The organism is Bacterioplanes sanyensis (genome assembly GCF_014652515.1).
GTDB classification, from domain to species: domain Bacteria; phylum Pseudomonadota; class Gammaproteobacteria; order Pseudomonadales; family Oceanobacteraceae; genus Bacterioplanes; species Bacterioplanes sanyensis.
On sequence record NZ_BMYY01000008.1, the window covers coordinates 19,202 to 45,547 of the forward strand.

The 26,346-nt window shown below is 52.9% G+C and carries 25 protein-coding genes; 14 read left to right on the forward strand and 11 right to left on the reverse strand.

Annotation, left to right across the window (positions count from 1 at the left end):
- Position 1 precedes the first annotated feature (1 nt).
- Positions 2 to 1,528 (forward strand): histidine ammonia-lyase, encoded by a 1,527-nt coding sequence (hutH, locus tag IE090_RS12010; RefSeq protein WP_189388634.1) that lies wholly within the window; start codon positions 2 to 4, stop codon positions 1,526 to 1,528.
- A gap of 143 nt (positions 1,529 to 1,671) precedes the next feature.
- Here the strand turns inward: hutH and rph are convergent, their stop codons facing one another.
- Positions 1,672 to 2,388 (reverse strand): ribonuclease PH, encoded by a 717-nt coding sequence (gene rph, locus IE090_RS12015; RefSeq protein WP_189388635.1) that lies wholly within the window; start codon positions 2,386 to 2,388, stop codon positions 1,672 to 1,674.
- A gap of 111 nt (positions 2,389 to 2,499) precedes the next feature.
- Between rph and IE090_RS12020 the strand changes: the two genes are divergently transcribed.
- The gene (locus IE090_RS12020) at positions 2,500 to 3,375 is read left to right on the forward strand and encodes a YicC/YloC family endoribonuclease (protein ID WP_308428505.1); all 876 of its coding nucleotides are present in this window, start codon (positions 2,500 to 2,502) and stop codon (positions 3,373 to 3,375) included.
- A gap of 575 nt (positions 3,376 to 3,950) precedes the next feature.
- Entirely contained in the window at positions 3,951 to 5,264 is a 1,314-nt protein-coding gene (locus IE090_RS12025; protein ID WP_189388636.1) for an ATP-binding protein, read from the forward strand.
- A gap of 542 nt (positions 5,265 to 5,806) precedes the next feature.
- On the opposite strand, the gene IE090_RS18005 is transcribed toward IE090_RS12025, so the two are convergent.
- The 4 genes from IE090_RS18005 to IE090_RS12045 form a co-directional block, all read right to left on the reverse strand.
- On the reverse strand, positions 5,807 to 7,027 hold the full coding sequence (locus tag IE090_RS18005) for a type II restriction endonuclease (protein WP_308428506.1): 1,221 nt from the start codon (positions 7,025 to 7,027) through the stop codon (positions 5,807 to 5,809).
- A 50-nt stretch (positions 7,028 to 7,077) separates the two neighbouring features.
- A complete protein-coding gene (gene dcm, locus IE090_RS12035) occupies positions 7,078 to 8,637 on the reverse strand; it encodes a DNA (cytosine-5-)-methyltransferase (protein ID WP_373296419.1) in 1,560 nt (519 codons plus the stop codon).
- A gap of 98 nt (positions 8,638 to 8,735) precedes the next feature.
- Entirely contained in the window at positions 8,736 to 10,091 is a 1,356-nt protein-coding gene (locus IE090_RS12040) for a type II toxin-antitoxin system HipA family toxin (protein ID WP_189388637.1), read from the reverse strand.
- Entirely contained in the window at positions 10,081 to 10,371 is a 291-nt protein-coding gene (locus IE090_RS12045; protein WP_189388638.1) for a helix-turn-helix domain-containing protein, read from the reverse strand. Before IE090_RS12045 ends, IE090_RS12040 begins: the two co-directional genes overlap by 11 nt.
- Before the next feature lie 237 nt (positions 10,372 to 10,608).
- Between IE090_RS12045 and IE090_RS12050 the strand changes: the two genes are divergently transcribed.
- A complete protein-coding gene (locus IE090_RS12050; RefSeq protein ID WP_189388639.1) occupies positions 10,609 to 11,286 on the forward strand; it encodes a cytochrome b/b6 domain-containing protein in 678 nt (225 codons plus the stop codon).
- Here the strand turns inward: IE090_RS12050 and IE090_RS12055 are convergent.
- The gene (locus tag IE090_RS12055; RefSeq protein ID WP_229815763.1) at positions 11,276 to 11,713 is read right to left on the reverse strand and encodes a c-type cytochrome; all 438 of its coding nucleotides are present in this window, start codon (positions 11,711 to 11,713) and stop codon (positions 11,276 to 11,278) included. The two genes, IE090_RS12050 and IE090_RS12055, sit on opposite strands and share 11 nt — an antisense overlap.
- A 148-nt stretch (positions 11,714 to 11,861) precedes the next feature.
- Positions 11,862 to 12,452, reverse strand: a complete 591-nt coding sequence (locus IE090_RS12060; RefSeq protein ID WP_189388641.1) for a hypothetical protein — start codon at positions 12,450 to 12,452, stop codon at positions 11,862 to 11,864.
- A 78-nt stretch (positions 12,453 to 12,530) separates the two neighbouring features.
- Between IE090_RS12060 and gmk the strand changes: the two genes are divergently transcribed.
- From gmk to IE090_RS12110, 10 genes are all read left to right on the forward strand, one after another.
- Complete coding sequence (gene gmk, locus IE090_RS12065) at positions 12,531 to 13,148, forward strand: guanylate kinase (protein ID WP_229815764.1); 618 nt, start codon at positions 12,531 to 12,533, stop codon at positions 13,146 to 13,148.
- Between the two features lie 154 nt (positions 13,149 to 13,302).
- The gene (gene rpoZ, locus IE090_RS12070) at positions 13,303 to 13,533 is read left to right on the forward strand and encodes a DNA-directed RNA polymerase subunit omega (RefSeq protein WP_189388643.1); all 231 of its coding nucleotides are present in this window, start codon (positions 13,303 to 13,305) and stop codon (positions 13,531 to 13,533) included.
- 12 nt (positions 13,534 to 13,545) lie between these two features.
- Complete coding sequence (spoT, locus tag IE090_RS12075) at positions 13,546 to 15,660, forward strand: bifunctional GTP diphosphokinase/guanosine-3',5'-bis pyrophosphate 3'-pyrophosphohydrolase (protein WP_189388644.1); 2,115 nt, start codon at positions 13,546 to 13,548, stop codon at positions 15,658 to 15,660.
- Between the two features lie 62 nt (positions 15,661 to 15,722).
- Positions 15,723 to 16,511, forward strand: coding sequence for a sulfite exporter TauE/SafE family protein (locus IE090_RS12080; protein WP_189388645.1), 789 nt, complete (start codon positions 15,723 to 15,725; stop codon positions 16,509 to 16,511).
- Between the two features lie 82 nt (positions 16,512 to 16,593).
- On the forward strand, positions 16,594 to 17,394 hold the full coding sequence (gene lgt / locus IE090_RS12085) for a prolipoprotein diacylglyceryl transferase (protein ID WP_189388646.1): 801 nt from the start codon (positions 16,594 to 16,596) through the stop codon (positions 17,392 to 17,394).
- Between the two features lie 2 nt (positions 17,395 to 17,396).
- A complete protein-coding gene (gene thyA / locus IE090_RS12090; RefSeq protein WP_189388647.1) occupies positions 17,397 to 18,191 on the forward strand; it encodes a thymidylate synthase in 795 nt (264 codons plus the stop codon).
- A gap of 90 nt (positions 18,192 to 18,281) precedes the next feature.
- Complete coding sequence (locus tag IE090_RS12095) at positions 18,282 to 19,991, forward strand: putative bifunctional diguanylate cyclase/phosphodiesterase (protein ID WP_189388648.1); 1,710 nt, start codon at positions 18,282 to 18,284, stop codon at positions 19,989 to 19,991.
- Between the two features lie 4 nt (positions 19,992 to 19,995).
- A complete protein-coding gene (locus tag IE090_RS12100; protein WP_373296420.1) occupies positions 19,996 to 20,547 on the forward strand; it encodes a dihydrofolate reductase in 552 nt (183 codons plus the stop codon).
- 373 nt (positions 20,548 to 20,920) lie between these two features.
- Positions 20,921 to 21,142 (forward strand): hypothetical protein, encoded by a 222-nt coding sequence (locus IE090_RS12105; protein ID WP_189388650.1) that lies wholly within the window; start codon positions 20,921 to 20,923, stop codon positions 21,140 to 21,142.
- 90 nt (positions 21,143 to 21,232) lie between these two features.
- Entirely contained in the window at positions 21,233 to 22,303 is a 1,071-nt protein-coding gene (locus tag IE090_RS12110; RefSeq protein ID WP_189388651.1) for a patatin-like phospholipase family protein, read from the forward strand.
- Between the two features lie 3 nt (positions 22,304 to 22,306).
- On the opposite strand, the gene IE090_RS12115 is transcribed toward IE090_RS12110, so the two are convergent.
- From IE090_RS12115 to IE090_RS12130, 4 genes are all read right to left on the reverse strand, one after another.
- Positions 22,307 to 22,945 (reverse strand): hypothetical protein, encoded by a 639-nt coding sequence (locus tag IE090_RS12115; RefSeq protein WP_189388652.1) that lies wholly within the window; start codon positions 22,943 to 22,945, stop codon positions 22,307 to 22,309.
- Positions 22,946 to 23,016: 71 nt separating this feature from the next.
- Positions 23,017 to 24,588, reverse strand: coding sequence for a TonB family protein (locus IE090_RS12120; RefSeq protein ID WP_189388653.1), 1,572 nt, complete (start codon positions 24,586 to 24,588; stop codon positions 23,017 to 23,019).
- A 46-nt stretch (positions 24,589 to 24,634) separates the two neighbouring features.
- Positions 24,635 to 25,069, reverse strand: coding sequence for a phosphate ABC transporter substrate-binding protein (locus IE090_RS12125; protein WP_229815751.1), 435 nt, complete (start codon positions 25,067 to 25,069; stop codon positions 24,635 to 24,637).
- 8 nt (positions 25,070 to 25,077) lie between these two features.
- Positions 25,078 to 26,292: a porin gene (locus tag IE090_RS12130; protein ID WP_189388655.1), complete on the reverse strand. Its 1,215-nt coding sequence runs from the start codon at positions 26,290 to 26,292 to the stop codon at positions 25,078 to 25,080.
- Between the last annotated feature and the right edge of the window lie 54 nt (positions 26,293 to 26,346).

The following is a 26,346-nucleotide window of genomic DNA, read 5'->3' on the forward strand; positions in this document are numbered from 1 at the left end:
CATGTATGAATTAACCATTACCCCAGGCGAGCTCACACTGGAGCAATTACGTGAAGTTAATCGCCGTCCGGTTCATGTTGTACTGGACCCAAACTGCTATGCCGGTATTGAAAAATCGGCGCGCACCGTTGCCGACGTTATCGCCGAGCAGCGCACTGTGTATGGCATTAATACCGGCTTTGGCTTGCTGGCCAACACCAAGATTAAACCCGAAGAACTAGAAACCCTACAGCGCAGTATTGTTTTATCCCATGCCGCTGGCATGGGTGAATTTATGCAAGAAAGCACAGTGCGCTTATTAATGGTGCTGAAAATTAACTCACTGGCACGCGGGTTTTCTGGCATTCGATTAAATGTTATTGAAGCCTTAATGCAGCTGGTGAATCGTGAAGTGTACCCGGCCATTCCACAAAAAGGATCGGTCGGTGCCAGCGGCGACTTGGCGCCACTGGCCCATATGAGTGCGGTATTACTGGGTGAAGGCGAAGCCATTTACCAAGGTGAACGCATTAGTGCTCGCCAAGCACTGGAAATTGCCGGCATGGAGCCCATTCAGCTGGCTCCGAAAGAAGGCCTAGCGTTATTAAACGGCACCCAAGCCAGTACCGCCTTTGCTTTGCAGGGGTTATTTCATTGTGAAAATGCCTTAAAAGCCGCCACGGTAGTGGGGGCTTTGGCAGTCGATGCTGCGATGGGCTCACGCGTGCCCTTTGATGCACGTATTCATACCATTCGTGGTCATCAAACCCAAAGCGATATGGCCAGTGCCTATCGGCATTTATTGCAAGAATCGGAAATTGGCGCCAGCCACAGCGGCTGCGATAAAGTGCAAGACCCTTATTCACTGCGTTGCCAGCCACAGGTGATGGGAGCGTGTTTGCAGCAAATTCGGTTTGCATCACAAGTGCTGGTCACCGAAGCCAATGGCGTGTCGGATAACCCGCTGGTATTTACCGACCAAGGCGATATTTTATCCGGTGGTAATTTCCATGCTGAACCCGTTGCCATGGCGGCTGATATGCTGGCCATTGCCTTGGCCGAAATCGGTTCGTTATCGGAGCGGCGCATGGCACTGTTGATTGATTCCAATCTCAGTGGCTTACCGCCCTTTCTGGTCGACAACGGCGGTGTGAACTCGGGCTTTATGATTGCCCAGGTGACCAGTGCAGCCTTAGCCAGCGAAAATAAAACCCTGGCACACCCAGCCTCTATTGACTCTTTACCGACATCGGCCAACCAGGAAGACCATGTGTCTATGGCAACCTTTGCTGGGCGACGATTAAAAGATATCTTCGAAAATGTGGTGGGAATTTTGGCCGTAGAATGGCTGGCCGCTTCCCAAGGCATCGACTTTCGCTCACCGCTAAAAACCAGTAAGCCGCTGGAGCAAGCCAAGAGCATTTTGCGCAGCAAGGTGCCGTTTTACGATAAAGATCGCTATTTCGCACCCGATATCGAAAAAGCCGCCGAACTCATTCGCCAGGAAAAACTGGCGCAGGTGCTAGAGAGTGAGGTGTTGGGTTTTTAGGCAACCCTAAATAGTTCGGTGCCCTCTGGCGATCCAGAGCGGGCACCGAACTGTTCATGGGTGCCTTGTGCGAGCAAAGCCCCCGACTCGTTTGATGGAGATGACCAATCAGAGCCGAGCGCTAATCGGGCAAACAATTATCATTAATTATTCAGTGCCGCTTGCTGTGCTGCTGCCAGCTCACCAATGGCCTTTTGTGCCAGCGCCAGCATGGCGTTTAACTCGTCGGCGCTAAAGGCTTCTTGCTCGGCGGTGCCTTGAATTTCTACAAAGCCACCGGCGGCGGTCATGATGACGTTAAGGTCGGTATCGGCTTGAGAATCTTCGGCGTAATCTAAATCCAACACTGGCTCGCCCTGATAAATGCCCACCGAAATGGCGGCGATCGGGCTCTTGATCGGGTTAGTTTTGATGGTACCGGCAGCCAGCAAGCCGTTAATGGCATCGGCCAGCGCCACGTAAGCGCCGGTAATGGCGGCGGTGCGGGTGCCGCCATCGGCCTGAATCACGTCGCAATCCAAGGTAATGGTGTTTTCACCGAGTTTTTCTAAATCCACCGCGGCACGCAGGCTGCGGCCAATCAAGCGTGAAATTTCCACCGTGCGGCCTTGCTGCTTGCCTTTGGCCGCTTCACGAATCATGCGCGAGCCCGTCGAGCGTGGCAGCATGCCGTATTCTGCCGTTACCCAGCCGCGGCCTTCACCGCGCATAAACGGCGGCACCCGATTTTCAACGCTGGCGGTACATATCACCTTGGTATCACCAAACTCCACCAACACCGAGCCTTCGGCGTGCTTGGTAAAGTTGCGGGTGATGCGCACATCGCGCAGTTGATCGGGCTGACGGCCACTGGGACGCATAAAAACTTCCTTCGATTGAATGAGAGCCGCCATTATAGGGCTTGGCTTTGCCGCTTTCGACCGTCATCGCTTACTCGTACAATCATGCTTTTATCAATGGAGGACGCACAGGTGAGCCAACCCATCGTTTTCAGCATGACCGCCTTTGCCCGCGCCAGCAGTGAGCAGCAAGGTGGCCGCTTCACCTGGGAAATTCGCAGCGTCAACAGTCGCTACCTAGAGCCACACTTTCGTCTGCCGGATGCTTTTCGTGAGTTGGAACCGAAATTGCGAGAGCGTCTGAAACAACGACTGAATCGCGGCAAAATCGAATGTGCATTGCGCTTCCAGCCCCTCGCTGGTGAAGCTGGCCTGAGCGTTAACACTGCTTTGGTCGAGCAACTAAACCGAGCCGCTGACCAAATCCACGCCATTATTGGCCCAGGCAATGCCATGAATGTGTTAGAGCTGATGCAATGGCCGGGCGTGCTCGACCAGCAACAGCATGACAGCAAAGCCCTGCAAGCCGCCGCGCTTAGCGCCTTTGATGAAGCGTTGGACCAACTACTGGCCACCCGCGCGCGCGAAGGCGAAGCTCTGACGCAGATGATTGAGCAACGTCTAAGCAAAATGCAGCCCTTGGTCGAGCAGGTGCGCGAGCAAATGCCCCAAGCCCTGCAAGCACAAAAACAGCAGCTGCAAGCACGCCTAGATGAGCTGCAACATCAATTACAGCCAGAGCGGCTGGAGCAAGAAATGGTATTGCTGGCGCAAAAAGCCGACGTGGCCGAAGAGCTCGACCGCCTCGACACGCATATTGCTGAAGTGCGCCGCATTCTTGCCAGCAACGAGCCCATTGGCCGCCGCCTCGACTTTATGATGCAAGAGCTGAACCGTGAGGCGAATACCCTATCCTCCAAATCCCTCACCGCCGCCATTACCCAAGCTGCGGTAGATTTGAAAGTGCTGATCGAGCAAATGCGCGAGCAAGTACAAAACATTGAATAAATGGCCGGGAGCCATTTATCGCGAACGCAGTGAGCCCGCAGGGTGAGTATCAGGGAGGATGCGAACCATAAATTGCCAGCAGCAACTTATCGCGAACGCAGTGAGCCCGCAGGGTGAGTATCAGGGAGGATACGAACCATAAATGGCCAGCAACAGCTTATCGCGAATGCAGTGAGCCCGCAGGGTGAGTATCAGGGAGGATACGAACCATAAATGGCCAGCAGCAACTTATCGCGAACGCAGTGAGCCCGCAGGGTGAGTATCATCATATTTTTACCCGCCCAAGAACGTCTTAAAAGCCCCCTCTATGGGCAGGGTTGGCGTGTGGCTAAGTGGCGTGAATTAAGGCTTTGCCCAGACTGTCCCAGTTGCCCGTCAAGGCTTTGCCCAGACTGTACCAGTTGCCCAAGAAGCAAGTGCTAAAAGTCATCTCAAAAGGGAAATACCTGTTTAACTAGAGCGCCATTACACTTTTATGCGCATAAAAGTGTAGAGTTTCGCACTTTTCTGCGCTAAAAAGTGTAGCCTAAGCTATAATGCTGGCAGTTAACAGTCTTAATTGGCGGGAAATGACAATGCAGCGCAACTTACTCAACGCCCTAATAGCATGGAAACATCAACCTGTGCGCAAGCCATTATTGATCGATGGTGCAAGACAAACAGGTAAAACCTATCTGCTGCAAGAGTTGTTTGGAAGCACCTTTGCCAACATCCTTCGTATCGACTTCCTTGAAAACCCTGCTTACAAAGAGGCGTTCGATGGTTCCTTGTCACCTGACGAGCTAGTCATGAACATTGAGTTGTTAACCAACCAAGCGTTCAACCCAGAAACCGACTTGCTGATATTAGATGAAATTGGCGAATGTGAACGAGCCGTAACTTCGCTGAAGTATTTTGCCGAAAAAGCACCGTCCTATTTTGTCGCAGCCAGCGGCTCGAACATTGGTTTGCTCAATACCTTCCCTGTAGGCAAGGTAGAACAATACAATTTACGACCACTGACCTTCCAAGAATTTATATACGCATCCAACGAGCAAGCGCTGATCAAAGCATTTGATAGTCAAGCAAGCACAGCGGCGGTGCACACTAAATTGATGGATAAACTAACCGACTATTTTTTTACCGGTGGCATGCCAGAAGCTGTTTCTGCTTGGTATCAGTATAAGGATTCAAGCATTTTAGAACGTGTTGAAAAAGTCACAAAAATTCATGCCGACTTAGTTGAAGGTTATCGCCGCGATTTCGGTAAGTACGCGGGCAAGGTCGATGCCACACTGATTGAATCGGTGTTTAATAGCATTCCTGCGCAGTTATCACTTGTCAGCGATGAGTCGGTTAAACGCTTTAAATTTAAGCATGTGCATGAGCGTAAATCTCGTTATAGCGATTTTGAAACCGCGATCCATTGGCTTAACTGCTGCCGCTTAGCTTTGCCAAACTACCCTATTGAAGGATTGCCGAAGTCTCCGTTGGCGGCCTATAAAAAAGACAATATGGTTAAACTATTTCTGTTTGATGTGGGCCTGCTCAATCATATGCTGGGCAGCAGTTATAAAGAGATTAAGCAACAAAGCTATGAATACAAAGGTTATGTAGCAGAAAACTTTGTGCAACAAGAGCTCACAGCGATTGGCGTTGACCCAAGCTATTCATGGAATGACGCCCGCGCCGAAATCGAATTTATTTTGGCGACCGATGAAGGCGATATCATCCCTGTAGAAGTCAAAAGTGGTAAACGTACAAGAGCAAAATCGTTGGCATCCTACGTTAAAAAATGTGCACCCAGTAAAACCTTTAAGTTAACGGGTACACAAGGCTCTACAGCATTAGAAAAAACTAATATCGTGATGCCTTTGTATTTCACGCAGTATTTACCTCAGAGATGGTAGAGACGCGTTGCTTAGCCCTAATGTCTACGCTCAGTTTTATCGCCCTTGGATGCCATAGTATCCATATTGAGATTGACTCGATTAAAATAGAAAAAATAATGTCTAGTTCAGACTGGGTGGATTTTTTTGACTCATTGCTATCGCGTAGAACCAGTAAAAATAGCAAATCTATATTGATGGAGATCATGCTCGATTAGGTCTTTCAAAACTGCTATGTTTTAACATTAAGATAAGCAAAAAATCGGCACTGTTTTTTCAATTTCTAGCCACTAAGATTTAGTAAATCAGGGGAGTTTTGGTGGACAATCAGTAGTTTTTGAGCGGTTTATTCTCAATAAGCTATTGAGTTTATTAGGGTCTGGTCGCTACTCAGTGAATAGGTCTAAAACAACGAATAATTTGTCAGGATAAATTCATCGCGAACGAAGGAGTCTAGAGGGTGAGTGTCAGTGGAATATTTCTCCAAAAATCCAAGAATGTCTTAAAAGCCCCGTATTTTCCAGTAAATAAAAGGGCTTTATATTATAGGCTATAGTTGATTTTTAAGAATATTTACGACATTGCTGATCCTTGATATAGCGGATAAAACTAAATAGGTTTTCAGCGTTACTTTTGGAATAGAAGCACTGTAAAGGAGAAGGAACGACTAACTGTACCTCCGAGTCTATCATCTCAGTAAGTTGGTACTCAGAGATGCCCGGCTGAAGGGTTAATAGGTGCTTCGGTGAAATACGCTGGGCTTCGTTTAGGATCTGTCTCCAGCGATCCTTGCATGACGTTTTGACGCCTAGCATGTGCAGGTGTGACGAAGGGAAGTCACTATCATGATAAGCTGCGCTACCCGGGAAAAGAAAATCTGGCTTTGAGCGGTTCTCGGTCCTAGCTCCTCGTTCAAATTGCAAGCCATTCTTACCGAAAAGCCATTCTAGGTGATTCTCAAGTGCGTGGCCCGCTCTGGATTTTCTGCGATTTTGTACACTTAATGAAAAGCTAATAAAGTCATCAACATCCTCTGACCACCCTGCGGCGTGTTCCACTAGGTGCTCACTGACAATGTGACGTTCCAGCTGTTTAAAGAGGATTTCTTCACGTTCAATTAAGGCCATGAGAGTAGTATCAGGCTCAACTACTGGATCAATATCATTGTCAAGAGTTTCTAGCGCCAGCGAAGATAGCTCTCGCGTAGTTGGGAATTTCAGTCCGAATCTATTGAGAAGCAGTTCTGTCCAGTCGTCGTTTGTCCCCACTGCATTTACCGGTATTCCAGCCTCTTCAGCGATGTAATTGAAAAGAGAGGTCGGAAATTCGATATCGTTTGGGTCTACGATATCTAAAAGCTCTCCGGGTTCTTCATAAATACCGAAAAGCCAGAGCAGCTCCATCCGCAGATTGCTTTCTTTTGGAACAACAACCAAGAGGAGCGAAGCATCAGGCCGATGCGCATAAATGAGCGTGTCACCAGCAGACGCTGATTTCAAAGGCTCATTACTGCTCCTATAGTACAGCCGAAACTCTGCACTGCGGCTTGGGTTTTTTTCACGAGAATCATACCAAGTGAGCTGCCCATCCTGAGAAAGACGATCTACTTCATCATCAGCAAGATAGATGCAAGTAGTTTTAATATCTCGTCTATCATTTCCTAAAATTTCACGGAGCCTCTGAACCCCTTGAAGCTCGTGCTGATTAGACTTCCTGGGGTTTATCTCAACTTCACTCAAAAGTTTTACTGCAATACCAGTGAAGTGATTAGATAGCTTTTCCATACTTAAACGATTCCCCGATAACCAATGCGCAAAATATCCATAAAAAACGATTAGAGCGCAAGAGGCATTTCGAATTGCTTCCGATCCTTCTTGGTTTTGATAAGTCTACTTTTAGATGCAGCCAGAATCCTCGGTTTCATCAAATGCGCCACAGCTTCAAAAACCGGAACAACTACGGAATTACCAAACTGACGATATGCCTGAGTATCAGACACGGGTATAACGAATTTGCTTTCACCTGGTTTATCAAAGCCCATCAACCTAGCGCACTCTTGCGGAGTCAGCCTTCTTGGTCGATGCTTTTGGTTGTGCTCACAGTAAAAGTCCATCGAATCATCAAACCCACGGTCAACTAGGATTTCTGACCCATCCTTGTGGTAGCGAGCGGACAGAGTGCGGGCCACATCATTTGGGCGAGTCAAACCAAAGCCAAATCCGTTCCCTTTTTCTCGATGCTTCTGCGCGTACTTATACAGATATTCCCATAACTTCGGGGTCAGGATGTACTTATCGTCTACCTGCTCATCCAGAATATCACCAAAGGAAGGACGCTCCTTCGGATACATTTTTTCAATGTCTTTTAGAGTGAACCCTTTGTGAACATTGAGGTCGCGACGGAAACCGACTAGAACAATTCTTTCTCGGTGCTGAGGAGTGAAGTGCCTTGCGTCTATTATTTTTGGGTCTTGGCTCTTTGGCGCATTAACATCTGCAACGTCATAGCCTAATTCGTCCAAGGTCTCACAGATTACTCTGAAGGTGTTACCTTTGTCGTGACTCTTGAGATTTTTGACATTTTCCAACAGGAATGCCGCGGGTTTCTTTGCTGCCAGAATACGGGCAACATCAAAAAACAAGGTTCCTTGTGCATCACACTCAAAACCGTGTTTCCGTCCAAGAGAGTTTTTCTTTGACACGCCTGCTAAGGAGAATGGTTGACACGGAAAACCTGCTAGCAAAACTTCATGGTCAGGAATTTGCTGATCAATATGTTTGTAGGCTGTATCTTCGTCTATCTTCAGATCAGAACTTAGAGTTACTTCTCGAATGTCTTCGTTAAACCGGTGCCTCAAGGGGTCACAGTAGTAATTTGCCTTGTAAGTGCGAACGGCATACTTGTTCCACTCGGAGGTGAATACGCATTCGCCACCAATTGCCTCAAAACCCTTCCTTATACCGCCGATTCCTGCAAACAAATCGATGAATCGAAAGGTCGGTTCGAGATTGTTGGATTTGGGTGCAGGTAACATTGAGATCATGCGTTGATAGGCAGCATGAGTCACCCTTGGTTCAGCTTTCCCCTTTGCCCAGCGGTTGATAGTCTCTCGACACCAAAACCCCTTATCGACCTCAGCGAGCGCTCCAGCGATGGCCCTCTGATCGTATATTTCTAGTAGCTTCTTTAGCAGAGCTTCCTCACTGAGCCCCTCATATGGTGACGATGATGTACTTACTGGGCCGGGAACAGCGCCTAAGTCAGCGTTGTTATTAATATCGATAAGAAGAGCCATGAGATCCTCTGGGTCAAACCTGTGACGAGATGACACGATTCTATCCCAGTAGATAGGAGGCTCGCGATGTTTTTTACTGCTTAATTGGATTTTGGTCACAATCCGATTCATGACAGGTCGATCATGAATCCCAAGTAACCACCGAGATTCTTCACGATTTGACTGCGCTTCTTGCTCTTGCTCTTGCGCCCAGTGCCCTAGGCGCCATAGAGAAGCGCTGCATTGTCTTGTTTGCGCTGATCCAATGCCTTAGCAATTGCAGATACGGTCGTTGTATTGACCCCTTGTTGCCGGGCGAGATGAGTGAACTGGCTGATTGCTTCTGCGACTTCTTCAATGACTTGCTTGGCCGCATTCCAGTTGGAAAATCCGGCACTGGTGGCCAGCTTCTGCACTATCTTCAGCGGCGGCGCTTTGCCATACCCGCCAAAGGCAGTGGCATGTTCGTTGAATGGATGTGGGCTGTAAGTAACATCGTAAAAAGGTGCAGGATTCCATTGACCGTCATCCGCTTGCAAAAACGCCCAGTTTTTACTGTGGTCGTCTTGATTAGATGACAGCAGGTTAAAAACGGCACGGCGAAATTGCAGTTGTCCAGCCGCTGGAGATTTACATAGTTGACGGCTTGCTTTGATTAGATCTATGTAATCTAAACTTGGCGTGCGAAAGTCCGCATCCAAAAGCCCGCAGGCGCTGTGCATATGCAGGCGACCTGAACGGCGATTGCCGCTTAAATTGGTCTGTTGACTGACATAATCAAAACGCTTAAGCGCCAACCAGGCAGACGCACCGCTTGTAGGTGGTGCTTCAATGAGTTGCCATTGTGGCGGTTGACACTTAGCAAGTGCTGCCATTTGCAAATAAACCGCCTCACACAAGCCTTCTTCATGCCCGAGCGCTAGATTCTTCGAGGTAAATTTAATCAGCCAAGCCTCATCTCCAGGCTGAGCAAAGGTTCGACAATGCTGAGTTTCGCCAGCAGGCATATAAATCTGTGCTTTTGGCCTTGCCCCACCCGAACTACCACCCGCGACTAATGCCGCCAGCACCTGCTGAGTATTCCCATCTGATTCATCGTGATTGTCATCCATATAATCTGACATTGAAGCATCGAACAGCCTTTGTGCCTCTAAGCCTAAAATAGCTAAATCAATGTCAGCGTTCGTCGTGGCTGAAAACTCAGATATGGGAGAAAAAGACAACGCTCCCATGCCTTTATCACCGACAAAGGCCAGCCGGTCCATCGCTGTTAGTTGATTGGGTAACACGCCTTGCTGTCGGAAAATACGATCCTGTAACAGCATTCCCCAGCCATCGGGCAAGCAATCCCCAAAGACGCCATGTACTCCTTGATGGGGCGCTTTAGGTGCGGCTTGAACTTGTGTGCTCGCTTGCAAAGTAAAAGGCGATAAGTTGCCAAATTGTTGCAAATAGCCGTCTGCATACTGAAAAAAAACGCCTTGCCGGTTCTGCGCCAAGACGCCGACTGCGACCTGCTCACCTGAACTTAACGTGCGGGTTACGGTGAGTTTTCGTATGGGTTTAAAACTCATCTTTTAGGACTTCATCAATACTAGAGGGCATGGTGACGCGCTGTTCATCCGGTTGCGTAAGCTGATACAACCTATCCAATGAGTCGAGGGTCTGCCACAGCAATAGCAACTGGCGAAATGATATTTGTCCAGTCAGCTCAAACTTTTTAATGGTGGCCGCAGGTACGCAGCTGCGCTCTGCCAGTGCAGTGCGTGACAGCTTTGCTTGCTTTCGTAGCTTTCGCAAATACGCAGCATAGGCTTGGCTAACGTCGCTATCATCAAGCAGGGAAAAGTTCATTTATAAGCACTCTTTGGATACAGCTGTGTCTGTTTTTGGGCTATAAAGCCATATTTGGGTACTACTATATCCATTTGATAGAAAGAATCACAATGCCTTGGTAACCGCCAGTGCTGATCGGTTTAGGGAGGCGGGTGTTGATAGATGATTTCTTTGCGATAGCGTCTTGAGTTTGTTTGGGGATAAGTCACTATTCAATGAGCAGACCAAACACCTCACAAGTAATAAGACATGACCATGACTCAAGTAACATCTACTTCCGCAACCGAGCCCGCCCAAGTATGGGATGTGTTTGTCAGGCTGTTTCACTGGCTACTGGTGGCCTGCATCGGCTTTGGCTGGTGGTCGGGCGAGCAAGGCGGTGAATGGATGGAATGGCATATGCGCAGCGGCTACACCGTGTTGGGGCTGGTGTTGTTCCGCTTATTGTGGGGCTTTGCTGGCACACCGTTCGCGCGCTTTCGCCAGTTTGTGCGCAGCCCCATAGCGGTGTGGCGCTACGCCAGCGACTTGGTTCGCAATCGGGCTTCTGTGTATCACGGTCATAACCCACTGGGCGGTTGGATGGTGGTGGCTTTGCTGCTGCTGTGCGCCGCGCAAGCGGGCACCGGCTTATTTGCCAATGATGAGATTTTTACCGAAGGGCCGCTGGTGCATTTGATCAGCTATGACCTCAGTGTTGAGATCACCCGCTGGCATGAAACTTTGTTCGATCTGCTGCTGGTGGCCATTGCTCTGCATTTGGCCGGTGTGCTGTTGCATCAGCTGGGTAAGCGTGAGCCGCTACTGCAAGCCATGTTGCACGGCCGCAAGCCCGGCGCTAAGGCCGACCGCACAGTGTCACGTGTGTGGCTGCGCGGTTTGGTGGCCATAGCGGCGGCGGCGTTCAGTGTCTGGGCCTTGCTCAGTCTTTGAACTTGTCGTGGCAGGATTTGCAGGTGCGGGCCACTTTGATAAAGGCCGGTTTAATCTCGTCCATGTTGCCGCTGGCAGCGGCTTGCTCTAGTGCCGCGGTATTGTCTTGGAACTGGCTCATGGTGTCGGCAAAGGTTTGCCAGTCGTCTTCGATGCTAGGCAAGGCAGACGTAGCACTGGCATAAGTGCCAGGCCGAAAGCCTTCCAGTGGCATTTTGCTGAGCGCTGCTAGGTTGGTGGCGCGGCGGCTGAACTCAGTGGCGTCGTAATCAATTTTGCCTTTGACCATGTCGCCCATGGGGCCAAACTGCCATTTCACCGCTTTGAAAATGCCCTTACGGTATTCCACCGCTTCAAATGGTTTGATATCGGCGACGGCAGCGACGCTGCTAGCGGCTAGGGCAGCAGCTAGGGTCAGTTTAATCATTTTGTTCACGGTTGCTTCCTCTCAACGGTTCTCTGCGAAGTGCTTGGCGGCTTCTGGCCAACCAAGCTGAGGCAGTTTATAGAGTCTGCTGTTAACAGGGCAACGCACTTACCCTCCTTGACAGTTGGCGAAGCTCTAAAAGGCAAGTTCAATGCTTGGGTGTGACAATGCGCAGCTCTCGCGCATACACCAGTTCGCAGGCGCCATCGCCGGTGTCGTTGCGCGTTAGTGAGCTCACCCAGCGCCAACCATTGCTGCCATCGGCACGCACCAGATGGCCACGAATTTCAACCACGTCACCTGTGCGCACATCAGCCAGATCATCGGCCACCCAGTCATTGGCTGGGATGATGTGCATATTGGCGCTGGAGGTTTCAATTTGCCGACGCGGTGCGGGTAATTGCTCTGTGCGCCAGCGATACCAGCGACCGCTTTGGCTAATTTCTAACGCATCAATGACTTGGCTATCTGACATCACCCCCCAGCCTAACGCTAGATCAGTTTTAACCAGTTCAGATTCGCTGTCGAAGTAATAGTTTTCACGCGCTAATACCCGTGCAGTGATGTCAAAGTCGGCCAGTGGTGTGAGCTGAAAATCGCCATGGGGAAATGCTGCTGTGCTGCTTGGCGGCGTTTGCAGCGGCGCCTCAGGTGCCAGTTGCCCAGGCGGGTGGGTGCGTTCGGCGGCTGGCCACAGCCACCAAAGAGCAACGGGGAGTAATATCCACCATACTTTCATTGTCTTCTCCGTGAGCTTTGCCAGCGGCTTTTATATACTGGCGCGCTTTTAACCCCTGTGAGCAATCCCAGCGAGATCATCATGATTGGAACCCTGTATGTCTTTTCTGCGCCGTCTGGCGCTGGCAAAACCAGCTTGGTCAAAGCCCTGTTGGAACGTACGCCACACATTGGTGTATCGGTATCTCATACCACTCGTGCCGCACGGCCCGGTGAGGTGGATGGCCAAGACTATCACTTTGTCAGCAAAGCCGAGTTTGAGCAGTTGATTGGCGACGGGGCCTTTTTGGAGCACGCCCAAGTCTTTGATAACTACTATGGCACTTCTCAGCGTTGGGTCGAAAGCGAGTTGGCCGCCGGTCGTGACGTCATTCTCGAAATCGACTGGCAAGGTGCACAACAGGTGCGCCATTTAATGCCGCAAACCGTCAGCGTCTTTATCGCGCCCCCCTCTATTGCTGCCTTACGCGAGCGCTTGGGCAATCGCGGGCAAGATGACGAAGACACCATTGCCCGCCGCATGCGCGACGCTCGCAGCGAAATGAGCCATTACGGCGAATATGACTATTTGATCGTTAACGATGAGTTCGACAATGCCCTAGAAGAGCTGCAAGCCATTGTTATTGCCCGTCGTCATCGGCTGGAGGCCCAGCAAGAGCGCCACGCAGCGACCTTGCAGGCATTGTTAAACGACTAATTGAAAGCACCGGATCAGCGGCTGAGCTGGGTTTGCGCTCGGGTTGCGACAGCCGCCCCAGCATTGAACATTATGTAATCAAAAGGCTTTCTTTCAGACCGATTTCAGATAAACTAGAAGGTCCCTTCGAATTTGATTAAATCACAGGATTTTTATGGCCCGCGTTACTGTTGAAGATTGCTTGAACAACGTAGACAACCGCTTTGAACTGATCATGCTGGCCACCAAGCGTGCCCGCCAAATCGCCGTTCAGGGTGCTGAGCCTTTGGTACCGGTGGAAAACGACAAGCCGACCGTATTGGCCCTGCGCGAAATCGCTGAAGATCTGGTAACGCCAGCCAGCATGGCGGCGCATGAAGAAGCAGAGCGTCAACAAGCGCTCTAAGGCGGTCGCTCCTTGCCCACCATTGATGCCCTAGCGGAACGACTGACCCAATATCTGACACCGGCTCAGATCAAACAGGTCAGTCGTGCCTACTATTACGCCGAACAGGCGCACGAAGGGCAACGTCGCCGCAGTGGCGAACCCTACATTATTCACCCGCTGGCGGTGGCCAATATTCTGGCCAATATGCATCTCGACCATCAAAGTCTGATGGCGGCGATGCTGCACGATGTGATTGAAGACACGGGCATACCCAAACAGGCCTTGGCCACGCAATTTGGTGATGTGGTCACTGAGCTGGTCGATGGCGTTTCAAAGCTGACGCATATTCACTTCGAAAACAAAGAGCAACAGCAGGCCGAAAACTTCCAGAAGATGGCCATGGCGATGGCCAAAGACATTCGCGTCATTTTGGTGAAGCTCGCTGACCGCTTGCACAATTTGCGCACCCTAGGCTCTTTACGGCCAGAAAAGCGCCGTCGCATTGCCCGCGAGACTCTGGATATTTATGCCCCGATTGCTAATCGACTGGGCTTGAACGATGTCCGCATAGAGATGGAAGAGTTGTGTTTCGAAGCCATTTATCCGATGCGCTCGAACATGATTCGCAAGGCGGTTAAAACCGCTCGCGGCCATCGCAAAGAAATGGTCGATACCATCTCTGGCGCCATTCGCAACCGCTTAACTGAAGCTGGGGTGCAAGCTCGTATCGTCGGGCGTGAAAAGCATCTGTACAGCATTTACTGCAAGATGCGTGACCAGCGCAAACCGCTGGCCGACATCATGGATGTGTACGGATTTCGCCTGATTGCTCAATCTGTTGACGATTGCTATCGCCTGTTAGGCATTATGCACTCGCTGTATAAACCAATCCCTGGGCGCTTCAAAGACTACATTGCCATTCCCAAAGCCAATGGCTATCAGTCGTTGCATACCACGCTGATTGGCATTGCCGGCTTACCGGTGGAAATCCAGATTCGCACCGAAGAAATGGACGCCATGGCTAACCATGGTATCGCCGCCCATTGGCTGTATAAATCCGATGTCGATCCGGCCAATGGCAGTCAACGCGCTCGCCAGTGGGTGCAAAACCTGCTGGAGCTGCAAAAGAGCGCCGGCAGCCCGATTGAGTTTGTCGAGCACGTTAAAGTTGATTTGTTCCCTGACGAAATTTACGTCTTTACGCCCAAAGGCAAGATTCTCGCCCTGCCCGAAGGCTCCACCCCCATCGACTTTGCCTACGCCGTGCATACCGATGTTGGCAATCGCTGCATTGCCTGCCGCATCAATCGCCAATTAGCGCCGTTGAGCGCCAAGTTACAAAATGGCCAAACGGTGCAAATCGTGACGGCCCCGAATTCGCAGCCCAATCCGGCTTGGCTCAACTTTGTGGTCACTGGCAAAGCGCGCTCCAATATTCGCAGTTACCTGAAGAACCAGCGTCGCAGTGAATCCGTTGCGTTGGGTGAGCGCCTGTTGAATAAGGCCTTGAGTGGCCTAGGCAAAACTCTGCAGGACATCGACCAAGGGCACATTGAGCAAGTGCTGCGCGAAACCGAGATGGCCAGCCTAGAAGACTTGCTGGAAGACATTGGCGCCGGTAATCGCATGGCGCCTTTAATGGCGCGACGCTTGCTGGTAGCCCACCGCGACTCCGATGTTGACTTAGATGCCTACGAGCAATCGCCGTTGGCGATCAAAGGCACTGAGGGGCTGATGGTCAGCTTTGCCAAATGCTGCAGCCCGATTCCAGGTGATCCGATTGTCGGCCATGCCAGCTCTGGACGCGGCTTGGTGATTCACACTGAACACTGCAAAAACGTCGAAGAGTATCGCGACAACCCAGAAAAATGCGTCATCCTCAGCTGGGATAAAGACATCGACACCGAGTTTTCCGTCAACCTTAAGGTCTACATGGAGAACCGTCGCGGTGCCGTCGTTGAGCTGGCCGCCGCCGTCAATCAGGCCGATGCCAGCCTCGATAGCTTCTCCGTTCAGGAGCGCGATGCTCGCTTGAGCGTTGCCCGCATGACCATCAGCATTCAAGGCCGCAAGCATTTGGCGCGTGCGATTCGTCGCTTACGTCATGTGCATGGTGTCACCAAAATCGTCCGCACCCGCAACTAATTTTGCCTAGTGCCAGCAAGTCGGCATAATGACCGCCCCCGAGACGACGGACAACCGAGCGTATGAGTGTTTTCCTGTTATTCCTAGCCGTGGGCGCTGCAGCCGGGTTGCTCGCTGGTTTGTTCGGTATTGGTGGCGGCATGGTGATTGTGCCGGTGCTGGTATTGACCTTTGAAGCCCAAGGCGTCGGTGCGGATGTGCTGACTCATATGGCCATCGCCACTTCCCTTGCCACCATTGTTTTTACCTCCATTAGTTCGGTGCTAGAACACCATCGCAATGGCGCTGTGCGTTGGCCGCTGGTGGCGCGCCTGAGCATTGGCATTGTCGCCGGCACGGCGCTGGGTGTGGCACTGATAACCCAAGTGCCTGGCCCAGTATTGCAAAACATCATTGGTGTATTTGCCCTGCTGCTGGCCGCCAAGATGTTCTTTGATTTGACCCCTGGCCGTGATGGCCATGTGCCAAGAGATGGTGCCTTGGTCGGTGCTGGCGGGCTGATTGGTTTTGGCTCCTCTTGGTTTGGCATTGGCGGCGGTACCTTTACCGTGCCCTACCTGACTTGGATGCAAATCCCCATGCGTCAGGCCGTTGCCAGCTCTGCCGCCTGTGGCTTGCCGATTGCCATCACGGGCGCGCTCAGCAATGTCTGGGCTGGCTGGCAGGCCAGTGGTTTGCCCGCTTGGAGTACCGGTTTTCTGTACTGGCCGGCCATCATTGGCATTGTGCTGACCAGTGTGCCGATGGCAAAAGTAGGCGCACGACTGGCGCATCGCCTTGACCAGAACAAGCTGAAAAAAGCCTTCGCCCTGTTGCTGTGCGTGGTCGGGCTGCGCTTTTTGCTGAGTTGAACCACAGGCACATAAATGCGCTCTGAACCTTCACATTTACCACCGATACTGCTGACTGAACTGATCGGACAAGGAAGCATGCATGTTGAAATACCCTGATATTGACCCAGTGGCCATCGCCATTGGTCCGTTGCAGATTCACTGGTACGGACTGATGTATCTGCTTGCGTTTGGTACAGCTTGGGGACTGGCTAACTATCGCGCGCGCCAAGCGAACTCCGGCTGGACCAGCGAACAAGTGTCTGACCTGATCTTTTTCGGCGCCATGGGCGTGATTCTTGGTGGCCGCTTTGGCTATGTGATGTTTTATAACTTTTCGCAGTTTCTTGACGACCCGCTGTGGCTATTGCGGGTGTGGGAAGGCGGCATGTCTTTTCACGGTGGCTTATTGGGCGTATTGCTGGCCGTGGCTTGGTTTGGTCGTAAGTATCAGAAGAACTTTTTCGATGTCGGTGACTTTGTTGCCCCCTTGGTGCCGGTGGGTTTGATGTTTGGTCGCATCGGCAACTTTATTGGGGGGGAGCTGTGGGGGCGTGCAGCAGACCCGCAAGCCGTGCCGTGGGCCATGGTGTTCCCGCGTGCAGACGACCTCGCTCGCCATCCTTCTCAGTTGTACCAAGCCGGGCTTGAAGGCTTGCTGCTGTTTATAGTGCTGTGGTGGTACTCCAGCCGTCCAAGGCCGCGCATGGCCGTGGGCGCTGCATTTTTGCTCGGCTATGGGATTTTCCGTACCATTGCCGAATTCTTCCGTGAGCCCGATGCCCACATCGGCTTCGATCTGTTTGGTTGGATGAGTCGCGGTCAATTACTGAGCTTGCCGATGATCATAGCCGGCTTGCTGTTATTGGCTTGGGCTTATCGCCGTCGTCACCAGAGTATTTAGTCATGCAACAGTACCTAGATTTGATGCGCCATGTGCGCGAACACGGTGTTTTCAAAGAGGACCGTACCGGCACCGGCACCTACAGCTGCTTTGGCTATCAGATGCGGTTTGATTTAAGCGCGGGCTTTCCGCTGGTGACCACCAAAAAACTGCACCTGCGCTCCATCATCCATGAACTGCTGTGGTTTTTAAGCGGCGAAACCAACATCGCTTATCTGAAAGAAAACGGCGTATCGATTTGGGATGAATGGGCCGATGCCGATGGCAACTTAGGGCCTGTGTATGGCTCGCAGTGGCGCAGCTGGCCAGCGGCTGATGGCCGCCAGATAGATCAGATCAGCCAGCTGATGGAGCAAATCCGCAACAACCCGGATTCTCGTCGCTTGATCGTGAATGCTTGGAATGTCGGCGAAATCGACAACATGGCGTTGCCGCCGTGTCATGCCATGTTTCAGTTCTATGTTGCTGACGGCAAGTTATCGTGCCAGCTGTATCAGCGCAGCGCGGATATTTTCTTGGGTGTGCCGTTTAACATCGCCAGCTATGCCTTGCTGGTACACATGGTGGCGCAGCAATGCGACTTGCAAGTGGGTGACTTTGTTTGGACCGGCGGCGATGTGCACTTGTACGCCAACCATCTGGAGCAGGCCGATTTACAGCTCACCCGCGAGCCGCTGCCATTGCCAACGCTAGTGATCCAGCGTCGGCCTGAGTCCATTTTTGATTATCAGTTTGATGACTTTGTGATTGAGGGCTACCAAAGTCACCCACACATCAAGGCACCGGTGGCGGTCTGACCTGCCAATCCTCCCGTTGAACTAGGTGTAAAGTCTGAGCTACCCGCGGCTGGCTATACTTCGGTAGAACCAGTTTCGCGGTAGCAGCTTATGACCACTCAAGCGAACCCCGTCCCACAAGCACACGCTGGGCTGTATTGCTTGGCCTTGGATGACGGTGCATTGCCGTTTTGGCAGCAGTGCTCGCGAGGGGATGCACAGCTGATCGCTTGCGATAGCTTCGCCCACCTCAGCAGCGCTTGGCTGGACGACCAAAGCAACGCTCTTGCCCTAGCCGCGCAACGCTACGATCAGCGCCTGCGTGATTTGCTGGAGCGTTTGCAGTTAACCCTACCCGAAGCACCGGTACTGGTGCTACTGCAAGAGCCCTGCGGCGCTAACGTCGCCATTGAGCTCATCGACCTAGGTGTGCAAGAAGTGGTGGTCTCACCCGATACCGGCTGGCAACTGGATGAATCTCTAGCGTTGGCTAACGCCCGCAAACAGCATGAGTTACAGCTACAACGCAGCTCCCACTACGACAGCCTCACTGGGCTGGCTAATCGCACCTTGTTTCAAGATCGTCTCGATTACAGCCTGGCCCAGTGTCAGCGCCGCCAGCGGGGCTTGGTATTGCTGTTTATCGACCTTGATCGCTTTCGCATCGTGAATGAAATTCTGGGCCACGACGGCGGCGATCAGGTGCTGCAAATTGTCGCCCAGCGCTTGCAGCAGTGCGTGCGTCGAGCCGACACCTTAGCGCGCCTGGCTGGCAACAGCTTTGCCGTGCTACTGGATAACATTAACAGTGCTGATATCGCCCGCTTAGTGGCAGACAAGCTGCGCAGCCGCATTCACCTACCGATTGAACTGGGCGATGAAGAAGTCTTCGTCAGTGCCAGCATTGGCATGGAACTGGCCAATCGGGTTGGCTTTGATGCCGGCCAGTTGGTGCGCCGAGCGGAGCTGGCCTTGCACCAAGCAAAGCAACAAGGCCGCCAGCGCAGCCAATTGTATGAAGAGCAGCCCTCTCCCATCGCCAGCGTCAGAGCCGGGTTAGAAAGCTCTCTGCACCACGCGCTGGAGCGTGATGAACTGTATTTGGTGTATCAACCCCAAGTACAAGTCGAAAATCGCCATTTCGCTGGCGTCGAAGCCCTAATGCGGTGGCAGCACGCTACCTTGGGTACGGTACCGCCGGCGGTGTTTATCCCTGTTTTAGAAGACACCGGCCTGATCGAACCCTTTGGCGAGTGGGCTATTCGCCGCGCCTGTCAGCAATACCAAAGCTGGCTGGAGCAAGGCGCCGTGCCCGCCAATAGCAAAGTATCGGTGAACTTATCACCGCGTCAGTTTCGCCAAGACAACCTAGAAGCCATCATTGGCGAAGCGCTAGAAGAAAGCGGTTTGCCAGCGGCCAACCTGACCTTAGAAATAACCGAAAGCATGCTTATGAGCAGCGTCGAACAAAATGCCGAGCTGTTGTCGCGTTTGCGCCAACTGGGCATTGGCATCGCCATCGACGATTTTGGCACCGGCTACTCCTCGTTGGCTTACTTAAAAAACCTGCCCATCGACGTGCTGAAAATCGACCGTATGTTTGTAAAAGACATTGTTGATAATGCCGACGACGCCGCCATCGCTCACTCGATCATCAACCTGGCCCACAATTTAGGGCTGAAGGTGGTTGCCGAAGGTGTTGAAGATGTGGAGGTGCTGGAGATTCTACATTTGCTAGGCTGCGATCTGTATCAGGGGTATTACTTCTCACGCCCAGCCAGTGCCGCGGATATTCCCGGTTTGGTAGCACGCTGCCGCTAACGCTATCATAGCGGCCCACTTATCACTGCTGAGAGTCTCTGTGTCACTTGCCCTGATTGTCGCCAAAGCCCGTAATCGCACCATCGGCCGCAATAACAACTTGCCTTGGTATTTGCCGAATGACCTCAAGTATTTCAAACAGGTCACACTGGGCAAGCCCATCATCATGGGCCGTAAAACCTACGACAGCATCGGCAAGCCGCTGCCCGGCCGCACCAACATTGTGATTACCCGCCAAGCCGACTATCAACCGGCCAACGCCAACGACAGCGTGCGTGTCGTCAGCAGCTTAGAAGCTGCACGCGACCTGGCGGAGCAGATATTGCTGATCAATGGCCAAGACGAAGCCATGATCATTGGCGGTGCCGAGATTTACGCTCTGGCGCTGCCCTTGGTAGACCGCATGTACATTACCGAAGTGCACGCTGACGTCGAAGGTGATGCCTTCTTTCCTGAATACAACGCCGAGGAGTGGCAGGACGTCGCCCGCGAAGATTTTAGCGCCGAAGGCCCCAACCCTTACGATTACAGCTTTGTGGTGTATCAGCGGCGTTGAACCCGTAGCCCAATGCTTACTCTAAGCCTCCTTTAGGGAGGTACGGGTGCGACTGGCAGTATGTGGATCACTTCTGGTGCATCTGGTCATCTTCCTGCTTTGGCCGCAGTCAGCGGGCCACATTCGTGGTGGAGCGACAACGTTAAACTTAACGCTGCGCTCCTCACCCTCTGCTCCACCAGCCCGCTCCACCACCGCACCTCAAACGGCCAAACAACCCAGCACCCAAAAACTTCAGACTCCTGCTGGTAGTGCAGCAGAGCAGCCGACGCCTAGCGCATCCAAGGCAGGCCAACACAGCCAGCCACAAACGCCTGCACTGCAGTGGTCGCTGCCAACGCCACACAAGTGGTCATCTCCCCCTCCAGCACCAGTGCCTGACAGCGATATCTTTGACCCACGCTTGCGCCGCGCCCTGCAGCAGGTGCGTGATCAGCCGCCTGAAACTCAGTCGGCGACCGACGTCATTCAGCGCCGGCCATTGCCCGGCGCCAATCGCTCTTTTATACGCGTCGGCGATCATTGCTTTATTCATGAAGAAGCGGATGCGCTGGATGAAGACGATTTTCAGCGCTGGTCACCGCAAGATTGCTGAGCCTAGAGCGTCGGCGGGCGGCATCTTTGCCTCTGGTCGCCAGCCCAGAAGCAAGGTACAACAGCCACTTAAGCAAGGTATGAGGACAACATGGCATTTGCTCTAAAGGTATACGCTGGCAGCGAAGCGCTGGCGCACATACGCCAGCATGGCCTCAAGGCCGACGATATCGACATGGTGCTGGGCGCCTCAGGCGGCCCTAAGTGGCTCACGCTGGCGGCCATGGACCGCTACTGGCTGAGCGAATGGTTTGCGCAGCGACAACGACCGCTGCATTTGCTCGGTACGTCGGCCGGGGCTTGGCGCCTGGCCTGCTTTGCTCAGCAAGACCCACTGGCCGCTCATGCCCGTTTTCAAGAAGCCTACATCAGCCAACAGTATTCACCCGAACCCAGCGCCGCCGAAGTCGCTGCCGGCTGCCAGAACATTCTGAAGGAGGTGCTGGGCAGCCAGGGCGCGGCCGAGATCGCCAATCATGCCGTGATGCGCTATCACACCCTGGCCACACGCTGTCGTGGACTGGCCCGGTTTGATGCTAAGCCATTGCAAAGCCTGGGACTGCTGGCGGCGATGGGCGCTAACGCCATTGCTCGCAGCGCCATGCGCCCGTGGTTACAACGTACCCTGTTTCATCACCCAGAAGCGCCACCCATCAGTCACTTTCCACATTTGCCGGCACAGCGGGTGGTGCTAAATCAGCACAACTTGGAATCGGCCTTACTCGCTACCGGCGCGATTCCGTTGGTGATTGCGGGCGTTAAAGACATCCCAGGGGCACCGCGTGGCACCTATCGCGATGGCGGCATTACCGACTATCAATTTGATTTACCCGTGTGGCCACAGCATGGATTGGTGCTGTATCCGCATTATTTTGCGCGGGCACCCAAAGGGGGGTGGTTTGATAAGAAACTGCCTTGGCGGCGGGCGTCGGCAGTGCATTATCGGCGCACTGTGATGATCACGCCTTCATGGGAGTTTGCCGCCGAGCTCCCCGGTGGGGGCATTCCGGATTTGGATGACTTTTACCAGTACCCAGATTACGCCACTCGCCGTGGCCGCTGGCAAACAGCCCTGGACCAATGCCAGCGCTTGGCAGATGACTTGGCCACCATCGATCAGCAACAACGCTGGGCCGAGGTTGCCGAGCCACTGCCTTGGTAGGCGTTATTCGCTCGCAGCTTGCTGTTGTTGCTGCTGTTGCTGAGCGGCACGCTGCTGCATCACCTGCTGCATAATGGCTTGATATTGAGCTTGTGCTTGGTTCAGTTGCGCCAGTAATTGCTCACTGCTTTCGTCAACGGTCTTCATACCGTCGACCAGTGCTTTGCTGAGGGCATCACCGGCGGCCTGCACTTCTTCCATTTGCATGACCTCTTGCTGCGCCTGCTGCAGCGCCGTGCGTTGCTCGGTGTACTCTTTCTGCATCGCTTGACGCTGCTCTTCGGTCAGGCTTTCAGCCTTTTGCTGTGCTTCTTTAGCAATGTTTTCGAGCTTTTCCCGAGCTTCTTCAGCATTGACACCAAGCTCCGCCATTTTTTGCTCGACCATGTCGGCGAAGTCGTCTTGCTGTTTTTGTAGGTCTGGGTTTTCTTCCAGCGCTGTTTGCTGAATGCCCTGCAGTTTTTGACCCAGTTGCTGAATTTGACGCTGCAGCTGCTGCAGCGCCTGACCGGCGGTCATTTGCGGCTGTTGCTGCTGCGCCTGAGTGCTATCAGCGGCCGTTTCGCCTTCAGCAGCGAAAACAGGTGAAGTCAGTAAAGCGGCGGCTGCTAGGGCAGCCAGTGAAAGTGGGCGTATCGACATGAAAAGATCCTTGATCATTTTTCATCGACGGTAACAGACGCCCCCGGGGCGCTGTCAAACCCAAACCCCGGTTAGGGCCGGAAGCTGTGTTCCACTGTGACGCGTAACTCACCCCCGGCTGCTGGTGGTAACGAGTCGAAGGGTGCGGCAGCATCGACGGCTGACAGCACCGCCTGGTTTAGCTCACGGTGGGCACTGGCTTGCTGCAGGTTGGCATTGGCAAGGCTGCCATCTGCCGCCAAGGTTAGCTCGACGATCACATGCCCCTGCTTTTTCAGAATTTGCGCCGCTTTCGGATAGCGAATGCCCGCTTTTACGGCAGCGACGACACTTGCACGATAATCCTCCAGCGATACGCTGGGCTCACTGCTCTGCTCCGGGCCTAGGCTGCTGGGCCTTTGTGGTTGTGGATTTGGCAGTAGCGCTGTGTCCGCCAGTTGAAAGCGGTAACGCAGCAGTAGTGGCCAGGCATTACCTTGTAACTCATCGGGTATCGATACGTCTGCCGCCACCGCTTGCACCGCACGCTGCAGCTCACTGACCAGTAGCTTGTGGGCGTTGTTGTCAGCGATTTGCAACGTGGCAATGTCGCCACCGCGCTGCAAGGTCACACTGGCTTGTATCAGCCCTTCTTGCTCAAACTGACGCGCCCAGGCTGGGTAGGTCACTTCTTTATTGACTGCCTCCTGCAAGCGCCATTGCAGCAGCGCGGCATAGTAGCTTTGCTGTTGTTGCAGTTGTTCTGCGGTCGGCTGAGGCTTGGCCTTGCTCGCTGCAACTATCGGCGTGACAGGCTGGCTGTCAGGCTTGGCTGCCTGCGCCTGACGCTCGGCAGCTAGCCGTGCTTGGCGCTCCGCTTCTTCGCGCGCTTGACGTTCTGCGGCCAGGCGCGCCTGACGCTCGGCTTCAAGACGGGCTTTTTCTGCCTGTGCTTTGGCTTTGCGCTCCGCTTCCAACTGCGCTTGGCGCTCGGCCTCGCGGCGGCGGGCTTCTTCTGCTGCGCGTTGCTGTGCTAAGCGCTGCTGGCGCTCTTGCTGCAACCAACCTTCGTAAAGGCCGGTACGCTGTGGTGGAATTTGATGATCGGCTAATACTTGGCGCCACTGAGCGCTGCGCTCGTCTTTTACTTTGCCCAGCATGCGATCGCGAAACTCGCGTGACGGTGGCAAGGGGCCGATCCAAGTGTTCACTAAGAAGTTAAACAGTTCACTGCCCACGGCGGTTAGCGCAAGTTGCTGATTAAGATAGATGCGCGTATCACCGCCAGGCTGATAATCGATCACCAGCTCATCGCCTTTGACTAGGTCTTCACGCAGTAGCTGGGTGAGTTCCATCAGTGCTGTTTGCACGTCTTTGGCTTGGCTGAGATTTTCGTTGTTGATGGAGATGTTGTTTTGCCACATCTGCTGCCAACGTCGTGGCGACCAGCGATTAGCCACCACCACCAGACGCATGCGCTTGGCGGTGGTGGCACTGCGGATAAAGTCGGCATCGCTGCTGGTTTGTGACAAATACAAACCACCGACATACACGTCTTGAGTCAGACGCTGATAACTGGCACTGCCATTAAGAACAAGCTGGGCATAGCTGTTGGGAAGCCATAAGCCCAGCATCAGGGCAGCGCACAGTAATCGCGTCGTCATCTGTGTTCCTCTCTACTTAGCGCCCCCGCACTCGCGGGGGGAAGTGTCAATCCTCGATGGTGAACAGCACCGCTACGCTGGCATCCACAGCCGTGGACTTGATGTAGCCAATGGCACTTTCGTCGGCCGCAACGGCGGCTTTCATGGCCTCGGCATTATCGACGGTACGCGGCGGTTGTTGTTTGCCCGAGAAGATACGGCGTGACCAATAGGCATGCAACTGTGATGGCGTTTTACCAATCACTTCTTGCACGAATAGCTGGCGAGACGCATCGCCTTTGCCGAGGTCGTAGGGCGTGGCTTTGCTGCCGTCCGGAAACTGGCTGGCCTTACCCAGGTAAATGCGCTGGATCAAATCCTGCTCGACCCCGGTGTAAGTGTTTTGGTTTTTGACGTTAACGATTACCGCTACATCAGCCCATACAGAACTGGCCAGCGACATGGCCGCAGCCGCGGCGAGAGCTTGAATACGCTTCATCATCGGGCTCCTTAAAATACCAGTTGCAGGGCCATGCGGTAGAGATTACCGCTGGTACCAGGCTCGCCCTGGTTTTCCATTTCGTTGTGGTGGCTCGCTTCAAATTTGAAAGCGGTGGCCTCATCCAAGTCGTAACGCACGCCCAGGGTGTAGGTTTCATCTTCACCTTGCAGCTTCAGCGCTTCTTGAATATCACCAACATCGCCACTGTCTACCTGGTCTCTTGAGGTGGAGTAGGTAGCGTGCACGGTGGCTGGACCAAAGCGCTTAGCGACACTGGCCAACCAAGCGACGTTGTCTACATATAGGCCAGACTCGAACTCGATGATGGCGGTTTCAGCCATCGCGCTCCAGTTGCCGTTATCCCAGTTCACCGCCAAGTTGTAATAGTTGGCGTCTTTTTCGTCGAAGTTAAACGCTTCTTGGGTGCTTTTGCTTGAACCCGCGGTGAACACCGCCGCCGCCGTTTGCGCAACATCAATACGGCGCGCACCCGAGGCAGCCAGCTCGCCCAGTGCAACTTGCGGGTCTTGCCCCTGCAGGATGGCACCCAGAGTCGCCATATCGGCTTCACTGTCGAGGTTCATTTCAGTTTGCTGTGCACCGGCCCGGAAACCAAAGTTGCCTTTATAAAGGTTCAAGGTAATACCGGCGAAATTGTTCAGCTCAGACTCGTATTGTGCACCGAACAAGGTAATGGGCTTGTCGCGGCGACCATAGTTCAGCTGCAACTGACCATCAAAGGTATCGAAGCTGAAACGCTTGACTAAGTCGGCACCGTCGTAATCGGCAAACGGAATGCCGTATACGTCCCAGCTGGGGCGAACCCAGTTATAGGCGTAACCAACGTCGAGGAATTCGGAATAGTAGAAGAACGGAATACGCAGACGGCCAAAGCGGAAGTCAGTGCTGTCATTAATGGCATGACTAACAAACGCCAAGGAGGTTTTAACGGCAAAATCCTCCTCGCCACGCGCCGTCATTTGCACGGTCGCACTGGTGGCATCGCTGATACGCTTGCTCACCTGCAAGCCCATCATGGTATCGCGTTCAAAGAAGCGGGCATCATCGGCCTCATAAGACTCAATGGTGATGTCTTCTTCATCCAGATAATAGGCACCGATATTGACGAAGCCGTAGACGTTCAGGCTGTCGTCAGCCTGTACTGTTACGGCGCCTGTGCTCAGTGCGGCACAGGTAATGGCAGTGTACAAATGAGTTCGCATGCGATTCCTCCTTAGGCAGGAGGCGCGATTCTACCTAAGGATGCATGCGTATTT

Excerpts from the sequence above, each read along its gene's own strand:
- IE090_RS12040 (WP_189388637.1), bottom strand. The coding sequence starts at position 10,091 with ATGAGTTTTAAACCCATACGAAAACTCACCGTAACCCGCACGTTAAGT.
- IE090_RS12125 (WP_229815751.1), bottom strand. The coding sequence starts at position 25,069 with ATGATGAAGCGTATTCAAGCTCTCGCCGCGGCTGCGGCCATGTCGCTG.
- IE090_RS12025 (WP_189388636.1), top strand. The coding sequence starts at position 3,951 with ATGCAGCGCAACTTACTCAACGCCCTAATAGCATGGAAACATCAACCT.
- IE090_RS12060 (WP_189388641.1), bottom strand. The coding sequence starts at position 12,452 with ATGAAAGTATGGTGGATATTACTCCCCGTTGCTCTTTGGTGGCTGTGG.
- IE090_RS12080 (WP_189388645.1), top strand. The coding sequence starts at position 15,723 with ATGAGTGTTTTCCTGTTATTCCTAGCCGTGGGCGCTGCAGCCGGGTTG.
- thyA (WP_189388647.1), top strand. The coding sequence starts at position 17,397 with ATGCAACAGTACCTAGATTTGATGCGCCATGTGCGCGAACACGGTGTT.
- IE090_RS12055 (WP_229815763.1), bottom strand. The coding sequence starts at position 11,713 with ATGATTAAACTGACCCTAGCTGCTGCCCTAGCCGCTAGCAGCGTCGCT.
- IE090_RS12050 (WP_189388639.1), top strand. The coding sequence starts at position 10,609 with ATGACTCAAGTAACATCTACTTCCGCAACCGAGCCCGCCCAAGTATGG.
- IE090_RS12095 (WP_189388648.1), top strand. The coding sequence starts at position 18,282 with ATGACCACTCAAGCGAACCCCGTCCCACAAGCACACGCTGGGCTGTAT.
- IE090_RS12045 (WP_189388638.1), bottom strand. The coding sequence starts at position 10,371 with ATGAACTTTTCCCTGCTTGATGATAGCGACGTTAGCCAAGCCTATGCT.
- rpoZ (WP_189388643.1), top strand. The coding sequence starts at position 13,303 with ATGGCCCGCGTTACTGTTGAAGATTGCTTGAACAACGTAGACAACCGC.
- IE090_RS12115 (WP_189388652.1), bottom strand. The coding sequence starts at position 22,945 with ATGTCGATACGCCCACTTTCACTGGCTGCCCTAGCAGCCGCCGCTTTA.
- IE090_RS12110 (WP_189388651.1), top strand. The coding sequence starts at position 21,233 with ATGGCATTTGCTCTAAAGGTATACGCTGGCAGCGAAGCGCTGGCGCAC.
- rph (WP_189388635.1), bottom strand. The coding sequence starts at position 2,388 with ATGCGTCCCAGTGGCCGTCAGCCCGATCAACTGCGCGATGTGCGCATC.
- IE090_RS18005 (WP_308428506.1), bottom strand. The coding sequence starts at position 7,027 with ATGGAAAAGCTATCTAATCACTTCACTGGTATTGCAGTAAAACTTTTG.
- IE090_RS12130 (WP_189388655.1), bottom strand. The coding sequence starts at position 26,292 with ATGCGAACTCATTTGTACACTGCCATTACCTGTGCCGCACTGAGCACA.
- IE090_RS12120 (WP_189388653.1), bottom strand. The coding sequence starts at position 24,588 with ATGACGACGCGATTACTGTGCGCTGCCCTGATGCTGGGCTTATGGCTT.
- lgt (WP_189388646.1), top strand. The coding sequence starts at position 16,594 with ATGTTGAAATACCCTGATATTGACCCAGTGGCCATCGCCATTGGTCCG.
- hutH (WP_189388634.1), top strand. The coding sequence starts at position 2 with ATGTATGAATTAACCATTACCCCAGGCGAGCTCACACTGGAGCAATTA.